This is a genomic window from Nocardioides sp. B129/18, assembly GCF_055282735.1.
In genome coordinates this window covers 14,262-29,349 of sequence record NZ_JBUZJI010000032.1, presented here as the reverse complement: position 1 = coordinate 29,349, position 15,088 = coordinate 14,262, and the positions used below count along the sequence as shown (strand labels likewise).

Annotated in this window: 18 protein-coding genes and 4 tRNA genes; 4 read left to right on the top strand and 18 right to left on the bottom strand. The window is 69.9% G+C overall.

Features of this window, described 5'->3' with window-relative positions; all coding sequences use genetic code 11:
• Positions 1 to 11: 11 nt before the first annotated feature.
• The 5 genes from ACZDWJ_RS17735 to ACZDWJ_RS17715 all read right to left on the bottom strand — a co-directional run bounded on the left by ACZDWJ_RS17735 (position 12) and on the right by ACZDWJ_RS17715 (position 3,754).
• Positions 12 to 1,061 (bottom strand): AurF N-oxygenase family protein, encoded by a 1,050-nt coding sequence (locus ACZDWJ_RS17735; protein ID WP_463523146.1) that lies wholly within the window; start codon positions 1,059 to 1,061, stop codon positions 12 to 14.
• A gap of 259 nt (positions 1,062 to 1,320) precedes the next feature.
• Positions 1,321 to 3,309 (bottom strand): threonine--tRNA ligase, encoded by a 1,989-nt coding sequence (gene thrS, locus ACZDWJ_RS17730; RefSeq protein ID WP_463523144.1) that lies wholly within the window; start codon positions 3,307 to 3,309, stop codon positions 1,321 to 1,323.
• Between the two features lie 178 nt (positions 3,310 to 3,487).
• Positions 3,488 to 3,562, bottom strand: a tRNA-Val gene (locus ACZDWJ_RS17725).
• 13 nt (positions 3,563 to 3,575) lie between these two features.
• Positions 3,576 to 3,649 (bottom strand) — tRNA-Cys (locus tag ACZDWJ_RS17720).
• Positions 3,650 to 3,681: 32 nt separating this feature from the next.
• A tRNA-Gly gene (locus tag ACZDWJ_RS17715) sits at positions 3,682 to 3,754 on the bottom strand.
• A 184-nt stretch (positions 3,755 to 3,938) separates the two neighbouring features.
• Here ACZDWJ_RS17715 and ACZDWJ_RS17710 point away from each other — a divergent pair.
• The 4 genes from ACZDWJ_RS17710 to ACZDWJ_RS17695 all read left to right on the top strand — a co-directional run bounded on the left by ACZDWJ_RS17710 (position 3,939) and on the right by ACZDWJ_RS17695 (position 5,770).
• Complete coding sequence (locus ACZDWJ_RS17710; RefSeq protein ID WP_463523142.1) at positions 3,939 to 4,760, top strand: aminotransferase class IV; 822 nt, start codon at positions 3,939 to 3,941, stop codon at positions 4,758 to 4,760.
• Positions 4,761 to 4,837: 77 nt separating this feature from the next.
• Positions 4,838 to 4,912, top strand: a tRNA-Val gene (locus ACZDWJ_RS17705).
• A 250-nt stretch (positions 4,913 to 5,162) separates the two neighbouring features.
• Entirely contained in the window at positions 5,163 to 5,432 is a 270-nt protein-coding gene (locus tag ACZDWJ_RS17700) for a hypothetical protein (protein WP_463523140.1), read from the top strand.
• Positions 5,429 to 5,770: a hypothetical protein gene (locus ACZDWJ_RS17695; RefSeq protein ID WP_463523138.1), complete on the top strand. Its 342-nt coding sequence runs from the start codon at positions 5,429 to 5,431 to the stop codon at positions 5,768 to 5,770. Before ACZDWJ_RS17700 ends, ACZDWJ_RS17695 begins: the two co-directional genes overlap by 4 nt.
• A 93-nt stretch (positions 5,771 to 5,863) precedes the next feature.
• Here ACZDWJ_RS17695 and ACZDWJ_RS17690 read toward each other — a convergent pair whose 3' ends face one another.
• The 13 genes from ACZDWJ_RS17690 to ACZDWJ_RS17630 form a co-directional block, all read right to left on the bottom strand.
• Positions 5,864 to 9,145: a hypothetical protein gene (locus tag ACZDWJ_RS17690; protein WP_463523136.1), complete on the bottom strand. Its 3,282-nt coding sequence runs from the start codon at positions 9,143 to 9,145 to the stop codon at positions 5,864 to 5,866.
• 33 nt (positions 9,146 to 9,178) lie between these two features.
• On the bottom strand, positions 9,179 to 9,577 hold the full coding sequence (locus tag ACZDWJ_RS17685; protein ID WP_463523134.1) for a hypothetical protein: 399 nt from the start codon (positions 9,575 to 9,577) through the stop codon (positions 9,179 to 9,181).
• Positions 9,574 to 9,945: a phage terminase small subunit gene (locus tag ACZDWJ_RS17680; RefSeq protein WP_463523132.1), complete on the bottom strand. Its 372-nt coding sequence runs from the start codon at positions 9,943 to 9,945 to the stop codon at positions 9,574 to 9,576. Before ACZDWJ_RS17680 ends, ACZDWJ_RS17685 begins: the two co-directional genes overlap by 4 nt.
• Before the next feature lie 362 nt (positions 9,946 to 10,307).
• Positions 10,308 to 10,991 carry a hypothetical protein gene (locus ACZDWJ_RS17675; protein WP_463523130.1) on the bottom strand — a complete coding sequence of 228 codons (684 nt, stop codon included), beginning with the start codon at positions 10,989 to 10,991 and terminating at the stop codon, positions 10,308 to 10,310.
• Positions 10,988 to 11,248 (bottom strand): hypothetical protein, encoded by a 261-nt coding sequence (locus ACZDWJ_RS17670; protein WP_463523128.1) that lies wholly within the window; start codon positions 11,246 to 11,248, stop codon positions 10,988 to 10,990. The genes ACZDWJ_RS17675 and ACZDWJ_RS17670 overlap by 4 nt, the downstream gene beginning before the upstream one ends.
• Entirely contained in the window at positions 11,245 to 11,772 is a 528-nt protein-coding gene (locus ACZDWJ_RS17665; RefSeq protein ID WP_463523126.1) for a hypothetical protein, read from the bottom strand. Before ACZDWJ_RS17665 ends, ACZDWJ_RS17670 begins: the two co-directional genes overlap by 4 nt.
• A complete protein-coding gene (locus tag ACZDWJ_RS17660; protein ID WP_463523124.1) occupies positions 11,769 to 12,140 on the bottom strand; it encodes a hypothetical protein in 372 nt (123 codons plus the stop codon). The genes ACZDWJ_RS17665 and ACZDWJ_RS17660 overlap by 4 nt, the downstream gene beginning before the upstream one ends.
• The gene (locus ACZDWJ_RS17655; protein ID WP_463523122.1) at positions 12,137 to 12,487 is read right to left on the bottom strand and encodes a hypothetical protein; all 351 of its coding nucleotides are present in this window, start codon (positions 12,485 to 12,487) and stop codon (positions 12,137 to 12,139) included. Before ACZDWJ_RS17655 ends, ACZDWJ_RS17660 begins: the two co-directional genes overlap by 4 nt.
• Positions 12,484 to 12,780 (bottom strand): hypothetical protein, encoded by a 297-nt coding sequence (locus ACZDWJ_RS17650; RefSeq protein ID WP_463523120.1) that lies wholly within the window; start codon positions 12,778 to 12,780, stop codon positions 12,484 to 12,486. Before ACZDWJ_RS17650 ends, ACZDWJ_RS17655 begins: the two co-directional genes overlap by 4 nt.
• Entirely contained in the window at positions 12,777 to 12,911 is a 135-nt protein-coding gene (locus ACZDWJ_RS17645; protein ID WP_463523118.1) for a DUF6011 domain-containing protein, read from the bottom strand. The genes ACZDWJ_RS17650 and ACZDWJ_RS17645 overlap by 4 nt, the downstream gene beginning before the upstream one ends.
• A gap of 43 nt (positions 12,912 to 12,954) precedes the next feature.
• On the bottom strand, positions 12,955 to 13,176 hold the full coding sequence (locus ACZDWJ_RS17640) for a helix-turn-helix domain-containing protein (protein ID WP_463523116.1): 222 nt from the start codon (positions 13,174 to 13,176) through the stop codon (positions 12,955 to 12,957).
• Between the two features lie 168 nt (positions 13,177 to 13,344).
• The gene (locus ACZDWJ_RS17635; RefSeq protein ID WP_463523114.1) at positions 13,345 to 13,800 is read right to left on the bottom strand and encodes a hypothetical protein; all 456 of its coding nucleotides are present in this window, start codon (positions 13,798 to 13,800) and stop codon (positions 13,345 to 13,347) included.
• Positions 13,793 to 14,929 (bottom strand): tyrosine-type recombinase/integrase, encoded by a 1,137-nt coding sequence (locus tag ACZDWJ_RS17630; protein ID WP_463523112.1) that lies wholly within the window; start codon positions 14,927 to 14,929, stop codon positions 13,793 to 13,795. The genes ACZDWJ_RS17635 and ACZDWJ_RS17630 overlap by 8 nt, the downstream gene beginning before the upstream one ends.
• Positions 14,930 to 15,088: the final 159 nt, after the last annotated feature.

Genomic DNA, 15,088 nt, shown 5'->3' with positions numbered 1-15,088 from the left:
CCGGAGTTCCGCTACGCCACCCACGAGGCGACCTCGCTGCGGAAGCGGGAGGGCCGGCCGCCGATGCCCAGGCGGGCCCACACGCGGCGCGAGACGCGGTTCATCATCCCGGTCTCCTCGGCGAGCATCCGGACGTCGCCGAAGAGGTCGCGCAGGAACTTCTGCGACTCCGGGGCGTCCCAGTAGAGCTCCTTCACGACGCTCTTCGGGATGCCCATGTCGCGCTGGGCCTTCTTGCTGGGCACGAGGATCTCGTCGCACAGCCAGCGCATGATCACCGGGATCGCGACCGAGAGGATCGCGCGCTGGACGCGCGAGAGGCGCGGGGAGTTGTGCTGCAGGTACTGGTGGGCGAAGCCGATGTGACGGGCCTCCTCGGCCACGTGGATCTGCATGATGCGCTGCAGCAGCGGGTGCATGTCGTTCCCCGCCCGCAGGATCGACTTCTGCACGTGGTCGATCGGCTCCTCGCCGGCCAGCACGCCCCAGAAGAAGCCGTAGGGCACCCAGCGCGCGGCGAGCGGCAGGAACGGCGCGACGTGACGCAGGAGCCAGTGGCCGCCCTCGACCGGCATGCCGGAGCGGTTGGTGAACTCCTGGAACATCTGCGTGTGGTGGCACTCCTCGGTCGCCTCGTGGGTGGCGTAGCGGAACTCCGGGGAGCCGTTGGGGAGGGTGAAGGCGTAGTTCATCAGGCCGGCGATGAGCACCTGCTCGAACTGCAGGCCGACCTTGGTGATGTTGGCCTGGCGGTAGAGGCCGACGCGGATCTGCTCGTCCTGCGGCAGCGAGCGGTACCACTCGGTGCGGCCGAGGACGTCGACCTCCGGGAGGATCCAGCGGGTGTCGTCGAGGCGGATCGCGCAGTCGGGGTGGTCCCAGTCGATGTCGACGAAGGCGTCGAAGTGCCGCTCGACGGAGGCCTCGGACAGGGTGCGCAGGCGGTCCTCGTAGGACTTCGCGGCGACCATGCGGGCGGTCTGCTGCTCGATCTCCTCGATCGAGGCGAGGACTGCGGCGGAGTCGGTCGGCAGGCCGGCGGGGATCTGGGTCGCGGTCATCTCGGGTCACCTCTCGGGCGTCACGTCGTCGTGGGCAGGTGAGAGGAGGTTAGTGCGACATGGCGTCCGCTTACAAGGGTTTCCGCGACATCGTGTCGCGGTAAAAGTTACCGGCTGGTAACTCAGGTCACACGCGGCAGCCCCTCCCCCGGCGTCCACACGACGTTCCCGCAGGTCAGCGGGGCTGTGGCCGCTTGCATGCGACGAGCGGGGCCGAGCCGTGAGGCTCGACCCCGCTCAGACGGGTGGGCTGGACGGATCAGACCTGCTCGCGCGACTCCACGGCGGCCAGCACCCGCTCGATCGCCTCGGCGACCGGGACGCCGTTGTCCTGGCGACCGTCGCGGTAGCGGAAGGACACCGCGCCGGCGGCGACGTCGTCGGCGCCCGCGATGAGCATGAACGGCACCTTCTGCAGCTGGGCGTTGCGGATCTTCTTCTGCATGCGGTCATCGGAGTCGTCGACCTCCACGCGCAGCCCACGAGCCCGCATCTGACGCGCGACGTCGTGCAGGTGGTCGGAGAAGGCGTCGGCCACCGGGATCGCCTGCACCTGCACCGGGGCCAGCCACGGCGGGAAGACGCCGGCGTAGTGCTCGACCAGGACGCCGAGGAACCGCTCGATGGAGCCGAACTTCGCCGAGTGGATCATCACCGGCTGCTTCTTGGTGCCGTCGGAGGAGTTGTACTCCAGGCCGAAGCGCGCGGGCTGGTTGAAGTCGTACTGCACGGTGCCCATCTGCCAGGTGCGGCCGATGGCGTCCTTGGCCTGCACCGAGACCTTGGGGCCGTAGAACGCCGCGCCGCCGGGGTCGGGGACGAGCTCGAGACCCGACGCGTGCGCGACGTCCTCGAGGATCCGCGTGGCGGTGGCCCAGTCCTCATCCGAGCCGACGAACTTGTCGGGCTTGGAGTCGTCGCGGGTGGAGAGCTCGAGGTAGAAGTCGTCGAGGCCGAAGTCGCGCAGCACGCCCAGCATGAAGTCGAGCAGGTGCTTGACCTCGGCCGGGGCCTGCTCGGGGGTGCAGTAGGAGTGGGAGTCGTCCTGGGCGAAGCCGCGCACGCGGGTCAGGCCGTGGATGACGCCGGACTTCTCGTAGCGGTAGACGCTGCCGAACTCGAAGAGCCGCAGGGGCAGCTCGCGGTAGGAGCGCCCGCGCGAGCTGAAGATGAGGTTGTGCATCGGGCAGTTCATCGCCTTGAGCTGGTAGTTCGCGCCCTCGAGCTCCATCGGCGGGAACATCGTGTCGGCGTAGTACGGCAGGTGGCCGGAGGTGTGGAACAGGCCGTCCTTGCTGATGTGCGGGGTGCCGACGTAGGAGAAGCCCTCCTCGATGTGGCGCTGGCGGACGTAGTCCTCCATGACCCGCTTGATGACGCCGCCCTTGGGATGGAAGACCGGCAGGCCCGAGCCGATCTCGTCGGGGAAGGAGAAGAGGTCGAGCTCGCGGCCGAGCTTGCGGTGGTCGCGCTTCTCGGCCTCCTCGAGCCGGTGGAGGTGCTCGTCGAGCGCCTCCTTGGACTCCCACGCGGTGCCGTAGACCCGCTGCAGCTGCTTGTTCTTCTCATCGCCGCGCCAGTACGCCGCCGCGCTGCGCATCAGCTTGAACGCCGGGATGCGCTTGGTGGTGGGCAGGTGCGGGCCGCGGCACAGGTCGCTCCAGGCGACCTCGCCGTCGCGGCGGACGTTGTCGTAGATGGTGAGCTCGCCGGCGCCGACCTCGACGCCCGCGCCCTCGGCGGCGTCCTCGCCCTGGCCCGAGCCCTTGAGGCCGATCAGCTCGACCTTGTACGGCTCGTCGGCGAGCTCGGCGAGCGCCTCGGCGTCGGTGGTGACGCGACGGGAGAAGCGCTGGCCCTCCTTGATGATCTTGCGCATCCGGGTCTCGATCTTCTCCAGATCGGCCGGGGTGAACGGGGTCTCGACGTCGAAGTCGTAGTAGAAGCCGTCCTGGATCGGCGGGCCGATGCCCAGCCGCGCCTGCGGGAAGAGGTCCTGCACGGCCTGGGCCATCACGTGGGCGCAGGAGTGGCGCAGGATGTCGTGACCGTCGGCGGAGTCGATGGCCACGCCCTCGACCTCGTCGCCGTCGGCGAGCTCGTAGGAGAGGTCCTTGAGCGCTCCCCCGACGCGGGCCGCGATGATCGCGGGATCCTCGGCGAAGAGCTCCCACGCCTTGGTGCCGGTCGTGACCGTCCGCTCCTCACGCTGGTCTGCGTGATGTCGGACGACCTTGATCTCGGACACGGGTGACTCCTCGTCTGGGGATGCGCCCGCACGGCTCGGCGGACCTCGTGATCGTAGCGAGGTGGACGCGTCGCTCGCGCGGCGGTTTCCGACGGCTTCGCCGCGGCGTCCCGGGCCGGCACGATGCCTGCCCTGGGAATGCGAGAGGCCCCGCTCGGATCGAGCGGGGCCTTCGTCGTGGTGGGCGATACTGGGTTTGAACCAGTGACCTCTTCCGTGTCAAGGAAGCGCGCTACCGCTGCGCCAATCGCCCGGGGTGAAGCTTGTGGAGGTGGGTACGGGATTTGAACCCGTGTACACGGATTTGCAGTCCGTTGCCTCGCCTCTCGGCCAACCCACCACGGAGGCCTAACCAAGAGAGAGACCTCTCCGAGCGGACGACGAGGCTCGAACTCGCGACCTCAACCTTGGCAAGGTTGCGCTCTACCAACTGAGCTACGTCCGCTTGCGCTCCGGGCCTGGACCCGGCGTGCGACAGGAACATTAGCCCAGACCCGCAGGGGCGCCAAATCCGGGTGTCCTGGGCGTTTCGCGGGGGTTGCCGGGCGTCGTCCGACGGCCTCGGAGCGACCCTCCGGCGCGCCTGCGAAGGGCGGCGTCGCACCCTCGCGATGCCTAGGGTGAGGCGCATGCGCGCATGGATCGACGGCCACCTCCTGCCCACTCCCGAGACCCCGGCGATCAGCGTCGTCGACCACGGCGTCACCGTCGGCGACGGCGTCTTCGAGACGATGAAGGTCGTCGACGGCCTCCCCTTCGCCCTCGAGCGCCACCTCGCGCGCCTCGAGCGCAGCGCCCGTGGCCTCGGCCTCACCCCTCCCCCGCGCGAGGACGTCGTCGCGGGCATGAGGGCGGTGCTGGAGGCCGAGCACCTGGCGCTCGGGCGCGTGCGCGTGACGGTGACCGGCGGCCCCTCCCCCCTGGGCTCGAACCGCGGTGACGCCGGCCCGACGCTCGCCGTCGCCGCCGGGCCGGTCGCGCCCTCCCCCGCCACCACGGCCGTCGTGACGGTGCCGTGGACGCGCAACGAGCGCAGCGCCGTCGCGGGGCTGAAGACGACCTCGTACGCCGAGAACGTCGTCGCGCTCGCGCGGGCCGCCGAGCACGGCGCCAGCGAGGCGCTGTTCTCCAACACCGTCGGCGAGCTGTGCGAGGGCACCGGCTCCAACGTCCTCTACGTGCTCGACGGCGAGCTGCGCACACCCACGCTCGCCAGCGGCTGCCTGGCCGGCGTCACCCGCGCCCTCGTGCTGGAGTGGTGCGGCGCACGCGAGGTCGACGCGCCGCTCGACGTGCTCGAGCAGGCCGAGGAGGTCCTCCTCGTCTCCAGCCTGCGCGACGTGCAGGGCGTGCACCGCCTCGACGACCGCGACCTGCCCGCTCCCGGCCCCGTGACCCGGGCGGCCGCGGCGGCCTGGCGCGAGCACGAGAGCGCGCTCCTCGGCTGGTGACGCCGATTGTGAGCACCACCGGCCCCATGCGCTACAGTCGGCGACCGCAGCACCGGCCTCGTGCCGGAGCCGCACGCGGGCGATTGGCGCAGTGGTAGCGCGCTTCGTTCACACCGAAGAGGTCACTGGTTCGAACCCAGTATCGCCCACCAGCATTTCCGCAGGTCAGAGGCCGGTTTCCAGTCAAGGAGACCGGCCTCGTGCCATTCCTGTGCCAGAACCAGACAGGAGGCAGCACGCGGCCCTCAACGAGAGGGACAGACCGTGCACCACAGCAACACCACCGCACCTGACGCCGGGGGCGTCATCAGCGAAGCCAGCCGAGACACCTGCGCTCGCCCCGGCTGTGACACCGCTTCGCAGCACCGCGGACACGGCGTCGATCCGGACGACGCGGTCCACATGACCTCGGTCGGCAACTGGGCGCGGAAGGCGGGTGTGCGCGGCAAGATCGTCCAGGCCTGGCGCGTCGACCTCGTCGCCTACGGCGATGACCCGTGGATGATCGACATCGACACCGACCTCGACGCGGTGATCTTCGAGAACGTCGAGGACGCCGCGGTCTTCACCGCCGCCGTCGTCCGCGCACAGGCGTGGATGTCGCAGTGGAACACCGACCTGCTGGTCGAGCGCGCTCGCCGACTCGGCGAGGCCCTCGGAGCAGCCCGATGAGCGCCGAGAGCCTGCCGAAGACGCACCCCTCCTGGTGCGACCGCACGCACGAGCAGTCCTTCGAGGAGGGCTGCCCGCTCGACGTGGCTGCGGTCCACCGTGGCCCGCAGTTCGAGGCCCGCCGTCGCAGCGGTGACAACGTCTCGTGGCTCCGGGTCGACCTTCTCGCCGAGCCCCAAGACTACTGGTGGCTCGAGGCCGAGATTCGGCTCGAGACCGAAGTCGACGCGACCGGGAGCGACCGACACGTCTGCGCGTTCCCGCTCACGTCAGGGGAGGCGCGCACGCTGGCGCGCCGGCTGCTGCATCTCGCCGACCTGGTGGACCTCGAGCAGTAGGCGCAGATCCACGGGATCCGTACAGGCCCGAGAAGACACAGCAGGGCCCTCGACGCTTCGATCGTCGAGGGCCCTGCTGTGTCACGTTACGGGTCAGGCGCGGCCGCGGGAGCCGGCTCGCGCGGCGCCGTTGATCTCCCGGCCGACCTCCTTTCCGACGTCCTTGCCGACGTGCTTGGTCGCGGCCTCGATCGCGCTCAGTCGGCTGTTGGTGATCCGGTTCTCTCGCTCGACTGCCTTCTGGTGCTCGAGGGTCTTGGCGTAGTCGGCGCGGAGGGCGCGGATCTGATCGCCAAACGCCGCGGTTCCGGCCTGGCTGGCGACCTGCTGCGTGAGTCGGTCGCGGGTGTTGTAGAGCCGCTCGTACTTCGCGACGTCGGCCTTCGACCCATTCGCCATGGCGCGGATCTGGTCGATGGAGGCGTTCTGCAGGAGGTCGGAGAGCGCGGCGCCGTTGAGGCCCCGCCACTTCAGCTTCCGGATCAGCTCCTGCATCTCGCGCGCGTTCTTGATGTCGCCGTAGAGCGCTGATGCCGGGCTGGTGCCCTGCGGCTGCTGCCCAAACCCGAGGGTCTGGTTCAGCTGGTACTCGGTCTGCAGGAACTGCTTCTGCTGGTCGGGCGTGAGCTGGGCGAAGTTGTCCGGTCGGTCGAGCTGGCGGTACGCCTGGGCGGCGCCGGCGGGCTGGGTGAAGATGTCGGTCCGGAGGCGGTCCTTGATCGACGACGTCAGCTGCGCGCGCTCCTGGCGGTAGAAGTCCAGGCGACGCTTCAGGGATTCGGCCTCGGCCTTGTCGCGGGCGAGCATCCCCAGGAGGATCTTCTTCCGCTGGTTGGTCTCCGATTTCGACCAGCTCGCGGCCTCCTTCATCGCGCCGGCCAGGCCGCGGGTGGAGGCGTAGAACTCGAAGGAGATCGCGGACCCGATGCCGGCGCTGGTCGCGGTCCCGATGCCGGCGGTGCCGCCACCTGCGAGCGCCTGCACGGTGCCGCCGAGGGCGTAGTGCTGGGCGTTGATCGCCTTCAGGAGCGCCCGGTGCCTGTCAGCCTGACCGAAGCGATTCGAGATGACCTCCTCGCCCGGGGCGAGCATCGTGAGGACCTTGTCGGCGTAGGGCTGACGCTGGCCCTCGACCGTGCCGCCGCCGGCGTAGCCCATCATCCCGGGGTTGGCGGCCCGCTTGTTGATGCCGTTGATCTGGTTGACGTAGTAGTCGGTGCGGATCGACCGCGGGACGCTCGCCAGGTCGCGCTTGAGGCGGGCGATCGCGGAGAGCGCGGCCTGGCCGCCGTTGAGCTTGAGGTCGGTGACGATCTTGTCGGGGAGGTTCATCGCCTTGGCGAGCTGGCGCAGCTCGGCCTTGGTGGCGCCCATCTTGGTGCCGAGGCGGATCAGGGCAGCCTTGGCCTCCTCGTACTTCGAGGAGCTGTTCCGGACGGCGTCGCCCTGGTTGTTCCACGCCGCGACCAGTCCGGAGAGCGCCTGGCGGTTGGCGATCGCCTCCGCGCTGGTGCCCTTCAGGCCGGCCTTGCTCTTCTTGGCTGCGGCCTCGGCGGTGTTCAGCGCCTGGCTGTACTGGGTGACGGCGTCGAAGGAGGCGAGGGCGGCGCTGTTCTGCTGCTGCATGGCCTCGGTCATGCCGCGGATCTCTGAGGCGGTGAAGCCGTTGGTCGAGGCGACGCGGTTGAGCGCGGCCTCGTAGGCGTTGGCGTTGGCCGCGGCGCCGCCGGCGGCTGCGTCGGAGTCCTTGAGCGCCTGGGCGTACTTCGGCAGCGCCTCGGTGACCTTGTCGACGGACATGCCCTGAGCGCGGGCCTGGTCGCTGAGACGCTCGACGGCGTCCTTCGCGGCCTGCAGGTTGCCGGACCCGACCATCTGGGCCAGGGCGTCGTCGACGCTGCGGAGGTTCTTCTGGGCGCGGTCCATCTCGGTGTCGCCGAAGAGGCCGAAGCCTCGGGCGAACTCCGCGAGGGGCTCGGTGGCCTTGAAGGTGATGCTGTTGACCCGGCGCAGGCTGTTGTCGATGAGGTCGATCCCGCCGGCCGCCTTGCCGCCGTCGGCGAAGACCTGGAGGTTCTCGGCGAGGTGGGCCTCGTCGAGGCTGCGCTCGAGCTTCTGGATCTGGCTGGTGATCGCCGCGAGTGCGGCGACAGTGCCGCCGAACTGCAGTGACGTAGCCAGCCCCCCGCCGGTGAGGGCAGCGCTCTCCCTCGTGGCCTTCAGGGTGGCGTTGAGCATCTTCGCGGCACGGTTGAAGGCCAGGACGCTGGCTACGCCCGTGAGGAACGGGGCGCCGAGCGGGCTGTCGGCGATGGTGCCGATGATCTGGGCGAGCTCGGTCAGCACCGGCAGGACAGCCTGGCCGAGCGGCGCGGCGGCGCGGATGATGCCGACGAAGGCGGTGCCGACGGCGCCGAGGAGCTCGATGACCTCCGGGCCGGTCTGCCGGACGTAGTCGACGAAGCCCTGGAACCCGTCGGAGGCGGCCAGGCCAGCGGCCCAGCGGGCGAAGGAGGCGGCCATGTCGTCCATGCCGCCGGTGAACTCCCGCGTGAGGGGGCCGAAGGCGACCACGATGCTGCCGAGGCCGGCGACGACGTTGCCGATCGCGTGGGCGAAGTCGGCCATGACCGGGGCGGCGTCGGTCTGCAGGTAGTCGAAGAACGCGGCGAACTTCGGGCCGCCGAGAGCCTGCCCTGCCTCGCGGGAGAGGTTGCCCATCTCGGTGGCGAGGTTGAAGACGATCAGCCGGGCCTTCGGCATCAGCTGCAGCATCGACGTGAGGCCCTGCTCGACGCCCGGAAGCAGTCCCTCGCGGGCCAGGCCCTGCAGCGAGTGCAGCTGGGGCTCGAGGGAGTCGAGGAAGCGGACGAACTCGGCGCCGGCAGGCCCGAGCTTGTCCATCTGCTCCTGCATCTTCTGCAGGTTCTCGGTGGTCGGCGTGAGCTGGTAGGCGTCGAGCGCCTTCAGGGCGTCGCCCATGCCGTGGAACGCGGCGAGCGCGACGCCAGCGCCGGCCGCGGCGGCACCGAAGGCGCCGGCGAGGCCGATGACCGCGGGCACGGCCGCGGCGCCGACCGGGATCAGCGCCGGACCGAGGGTGATGGCGAGGTCGCGCATGATCGTCATGCGGCCCGAGAGGCGGTCGACCTCCTTCGAGGTCTCCCCGGTGGTCTTCTTCAGCCCGCCGAGGCTCTTGTCGGCGTCCTTGGCGCCGTCCTCGACCTGGCCGAGCGAGCGGCCGGCGCGGACGTTGGTGCCGTCCAGGCGGTCGAGCTCCTGCTTCAGCAGCGCAGTCGCGCCAGCGGCCTTGGTCATGTCGGCTACGAACGTGCCCTCGACGTCGAGTCGCACGCTCTCCCTGCGTACAGCCATCTCAGGCCTCCTGGTCGGTGGGGTTGATCTGGGTCACGGTCGGACTCCTTCGGTGGGATCGGGCTCGACAGAGGTCTGGTGGGCGGCAGCGAGCAGGCGCTCGGCCTGGTCGCGCAGGTGCGGAATGTTCGCGGTGATGCCGGGGCGGTGGACCCTTGACGGGCCCTTGCTGTAGATCCGGCCCATGACGACGTTGCGGGTGGGCATGTGGTCCTCGAGGCCGACGGATCGCAGCCAGGCCTCCCCTGCCTCAAGGCGGCGGCGCCGGGCGGCGACCAGAGCGGTGACCGAGTCGGCCGTCAGGCCCTGGTCGAGGTGCTCGTCGGTGGCCCACACCTCGAAGAGCGCGACCGGGCCGAGGCAGGCCGGGATCGTGTCGGTGTTGCCCATGGGCGACAGGCCGGCGGCCGCTCGGCGGCGTGCGCTGGTCATCGGCCCTCGCTGACGATGCGCCAGCCGAGGGCGACCAGCGCACGGGGCGTCAGGCCGAGCGCCTCGCTCGCGTAGCGGTGCTCCTGGGCCTGCCAGGCTGACGCGGTGCCGTCGTAGATGGCGGACTCGTAGGCGACCAGCGCGGCGACGGTGCCGATGCACGACTCGTCCCACTGAGTCGCCTGCGGCGACTGCCACAGCTGGCGCCAACGGCTGCGCTGCGCCGGCGTCCACGTTCGACCCTTCGGCATCGACGGGACGGCGAGGTCACAGCCGGCCGCTGGGAGCTCGATGAGCGCCTTCTGGGCGCCGACGGTGCCCCGATGGGCGCGGCTGTGGGGCTTGGTGGCGTTGCGCGGAGCGGGCATCTGGGCCTCCTAGGGGGCCGAAAGGGGCAGGTCAGGGGCGGTTTCGGGCCACTGAGGGCCCTGGGGGCGTTGAGGTTGATTGGTGGCCAAACCACAGGCGGCCCTCCCCCGCGGTCCCATGGCATCGGGGCCTAGGGGGGTCCCCCGCCCCCTCCTGGGGCCAGAACTGGGGGATGCGTACAGGGCAAACTTCGCCTCCCCCGCAGTCCCAGATCGTCCGGTCAGGAGGGGTCGGGTGGGGGTGCTGCCGAGGCGCAGGACGGTCTGTGCGGGAGAAGAAGAGACCTCGCTCGCGCCCTTCGATCCACGACGACGCCCGTCAGCTTCGCGGTGGTGACGTTGACGCCCCGGCAGCGTGATCATCAGCGGCCGGTGCCGAGGCGGTCGCGGTCGCTGGTCTTCTTCGACGACGGCGGCAGGCCCATCGCCTCACGGTCCGCGGCGCTCAGCTGGTCGGCCGGCACGCTGCCCGCGGTGACCGGGGTCGCGGCGATCCGTCGGCGCTCCTGCTCGGCGAACTCCTCCTGCTCGCGGATCTGCTCGTGGCTGAGCGTCTCGCCGAACACGGCCTGGCGCATGGCCTCGGTGTCCTCGGCCTGCCACTCCTCGAGGTGCTGGGTGAGCAGGTTCTCGAGCCGGTTGAACAGCCGGTGAGCGAAGTCGATCATCGGCTCTCGGCCGTCGTAGGGCCGCGGGACGGGAGTGCCGTCGGCCTGGGCCACGGCGATGGCGTCGCTGCTGGCGTTGATCTGGCGGCGGTAGGCCTGCCAGTCGGCGAGGGCGGCGTCGAGCAGCGCCTTGGTGACTGGGGTCTGCTCGATGGCGTCGGAGAGGGCGGCCCAAGCGCGGCGGGCCTGACGCATGTCCTCGGCGGGGTTGTGCTGGGCCAGGCGCTGGCGCTGGTACTCGACGCGGCGGGCCTCCTGCTCGGCGAAGATCCGGGCGCGCTCCTCCTCGGCCTGCTTGCGCTCGAGGAGGATGTCCGCCTGCAGCTGGGCGAGGCGGTTCTCGGCTTCGGTCAGGCGGCTGCTGTCGTAGGTGGTCACTGGTCGGCTCCCTGCGTGGTGTCGGTGGTGAGCTCCTCGCCGGCGGCGAGGGCCTTGCGGTTGAGGTAGGTCTGGACGCGGGCCTTGGCGCCGGCCAGGTGCGAGCTCGCGTACTGGGTGGGGTGCTGGTCCCTCAGGCGCTCGAGGCCGGCGGCGAGCCGCTCGATCTCGGGGTCGGCATTGAAGGCGGGCCGTGCTGCTCGGGCCCGGTCCTGCTCGGCGAAGCGGTTGGCGATCGCTGCGTGCATGTCGGTCATGCGCTGGAACTCCTGTCGGTTGAGGGCTCGGGTGCGGGCTGGTTGGTGGTGTCGGGGGAACAGATCAGAAAGAGGGGTTTGCGCTGCGAACCGCTCACCTGGCGTGGTTTTGAGGGCTCGAACCGCTCATCTGGCGTTGATGACGGAGGGCCGAACCGCTCACCTGGCGTGGTTTTCGAGGCCTTGGATGCCTCCCGCTGGTGGGTGCGGCAGGGCTTCCGGCCGCCCCAGAGGTCTCCCTTCCGGGCCAGCCGCTCGGGGACCACGAGGCACCGGTAGAAGGAGCCGGCCTCGAGCCAGCCGAAGGAGACCGCGTCCTCGATCGCCCTGCGGACGTTCGGGTAGGGCTTGCCGGGCTCGCCGAGGATCAGTGCCAGCTCGCCCCGCTTGAACTCCGCGTGGCCGTTGTCGAGGTGGCCGCCGTAGGCCATCGCGGAGACTCGGAGCCAGTAGGGCAGGCGAGGGTCCCCGGCGCGGCGCTGCCACTCGTCGAAGTAGTGGCGGGCCCACGGGCGCTCGCTCACCACAGCGCGTCCTGCTGGTCGAGGTCAGGTGATGCGGGTGCATCAGGTGTCCAGGGCTGGACAGGTGCCAACTCCTTGACACCTGTTTGGTCCCTAACACCTGTTACTGGGGTAACACCTGCGAGATCCCGCGCAGGTGGGAAGTGCTTCCCGCCTGCGGACGCCTGCGTCAGCAGCACAGTGAGGCCGCGGTGCTCGGCCAGGGCGATGACCTCGCGGGCCGTGCCCTCCTGGCAGGAGTAGCCCCGCGCCGAGCGGATGAACATCGGGTGCCGGCCGGTCGTGCTGCGGATGAGTCCGGCCGCCTCCCAGCCCCGCACGATGGAGGCGACGCCGTCGAGAGTGACCTCGATCTGCCCGGGCCTCACTCGACCACGTCCAGCTGCGGCGGGAGCGGGTAGCAGGTCTCGCAGTCGGTCTGACACTTCCAGGTGCGGATCGACTCGAGCACCTCGTTGATCGCGCCGAGCAGGGATGCACGCCAGATCCGGAAGGCCTCCTCGTCGCCGGCGTCACCTTGGCCGTGGCCGGCCTCGACCTCGGCGATCATCAGGCGGATCGACGCCTCGACCTCGGCAGCTGCCTCGGCCCAGGTCTTGCCCTCCCGGTGGAGCTCTTCTCCGAAGCCGAAGGCGAGGCCCACGGCCTCCCGCACGATGCTGTCTGCTCGCCGCGACCCCACGGTCTCGAACGAGATGACCTCTCCCCCGCTCACGGGCGCACCCCCCAGCCGCCTGCGCGGGCTGCTCGGACGTGGCGGCCGACGACCTCGGGGTCACTGCCGACGATCTCGATGTCGAGGTAGGTGCCGAGCTCGTGGAGCTTGGCGATGGAGGACTCCGCGAGGAACCTGCGCCCTCCGATGTCGACGACGACCTTGGTGCCGGCCGGGACGTGCTCGGCGACGGCCCAGATGGCTCGACGGTCGGCGCTGTCCTGGTCGGCCATGCGGTCGAGGTCGCCGCCGCGGAGCAGCGGCAGTCGGATGTGGATGGCGCCGCCGATCATGCGACCACCTGCTCGGGCCGGGAGCCGCAGACCGGGCCGATGCCACGCTCGACAGAGCGCTCGGCGGTCAGGGTGTGTCCACAGCAGCGACAGCGGGTAGCGCCTACACTGGACTCGTCGCGGTTCGACATCTTCGAGGCCGTCCGGGTGCCTACCGGGCGGCCTCTGTCGTTGTCAGGAGGCAGCATCCATGCCCCCCGTGGTCGGAATGGGGCGGAGCAGGTGATCGAGCTCAGCCTGATCGATTCGGATGAGGCGCGATCCGCGGACACGGTGTGCGCTGAGGTAGCCGCGAGCGATGTAGTTGCGCACGGTTCGATCCGTCACGCCAAGGTAGGAAGCCGCCTCGACCTGGGAGAGCCAGCGGCGAGGGGGCGGCGGTGCAGTTCTGGGCACAGCAGGTGAACCCTTCTTAGGGACTCACCTGGACCAACCACAGCCAGGATTTCGCGCGGGGCGCCGGGGCTCACTCGAGAGAGTGCACCGTAGTGACACCAGAATAGACCGCCCCTTTAGCGGAATGCAGGTGTGCGCCTGCTCCGGGCGTGTCCTGCCACTCCTGAACTAGCCAGCCGCAGGATCAACCGGCGCGACGGGCAACTCAGCGTCGGCCGTCGCAACGTAGCTGCCCTTCGTGAAGGGGATACCCCGAGAGTCTCGACCGAAGTAACGCTCGGTGATCAGCGCTGGCGCGAAGCACCACGTTCCACAGCCGCAGCGCCCGCGCTCGAGCGCGTCTGTAGCGAACGCGTCCAAGTCCTCGACTGCGCCATGCATGTGGTGGTGATCGTCGGGCCTCTCGAGAGGTGCCTCCGGGACATCCAGGAAGATCGACCGCCGCAGCATGCGATAGGACGGCATGCAGATCACGCGGCCCCGATCCGGGAGATCGAAGACGGCCGCCAGCGGGCATTGCTTCTTCGGGCACACCACCAGCCACACCGCGCGTTCCCGCGCCTTCCAAAGCAACGCGGCGAGCGGGTTGTCTTCTTTCGAACATGCCGGGTCGTACTCACACACCTGCTCCACCCGCCATCTCCGACAGTCTGCGAGCAATCTCGGCGTCCCGTTCGGCGGCCGCATGCTGGTAGCGCATGGCCGCGCCCGGGGTGGAGTGACCGAGTCGGCCCATGAGTTCGGCGAGAGTGGCGCCCGTCTGGGCGGCCAGCACGGCGCCCGTGTGCCTGAGGTCATGCCATCGGAGGTCGGGGCGCCCAGCAGCCTCTCGTGCGCGGTAGAACACGCGATACAGCGACGACGGCGCAAGGTGCCCACCCCCTCGCGCCGGGAACAGGAGCCCGTCTCGACCGGCCTCGGCGTGCTCGAGCAAGTGGGCACGGATCGCGGGCATGAGGTGAGGCGGGATAGCGACATCACGAACACCTGCGGCTGACTTCGGCGTCTTGACGATCGTCTCGCCCTTGGCGCGGACGACTCCGCGGCGGATTCTCAGGCTGTTGGCCTTGAGGTCGACGTCGCTACGCCGAAGCTCTGCGAGTTCACCGAAGCGCAGAGCGCACCACGAGGCGAGGAGGGTCATCAGCCGGTAGCGGTCCGGCATGGCGCTCACGATCGCCTCGAGCTCGTCGAGGGAAGCGGGCCGGACCTTCTTGACGCGCTCTGTCGATCCGCCACCTCGAACCTTCGCGGGGTTGGCGGTGGTGATGAGTCCGCGGTCGACGGCGGTTCCGAGGATCGTCCGGAGCAGGCTGTAGGCGTGCGCCTGGGTGGTCGGCGTCCCGGTGGCGGTGACGGCGTACCAGTGGTCGACCATCTCGGGGGTGATGAACTTCAGCGGCGTCGCCCCGAAGGTCGGGAGGATGTGGGCCTCGAGCAGCTTCTCGTAGTGCTCCCGCGTTCGGGCGGCGAGTGCCTTGCCGCGGACCTTCCTGCCGGCGAGCCAGGCGGGGGCGTATTCACCGAAGGTGACGGCGCGGGCCATGCCCGCTCCCCCGCCGGGTCGCCAGGTCTCGCGGACGATGTCAGCGCGGACGGTGGAGAGCCAGGCCTCGGCGTCGCCCTTGGTGTCGAAGGTGGTGTGAGCCTTGTGCGTGAGTCCGTCTGGGCCGGTGTAGCGGGCCTGGAACCTTCCGGAGGGGAGCTTGCGGATGCTGCCGAAGGTGGTGCGCGCACCCTTGCTGTTCACCATGTTCCGCCCCTGTCGTGCCATCTACGTGCCAGATCAGGGTATCAGTCGATGCCGTTGCCTTCCGGTCAATGCCGCGATACTGTTCAGCGTGTTCCCAGGTCAGCGGCCTGCTTCAGCAGGTCGGACCCAGTGACGCAGATCAGACTGGAAACTGGTTCG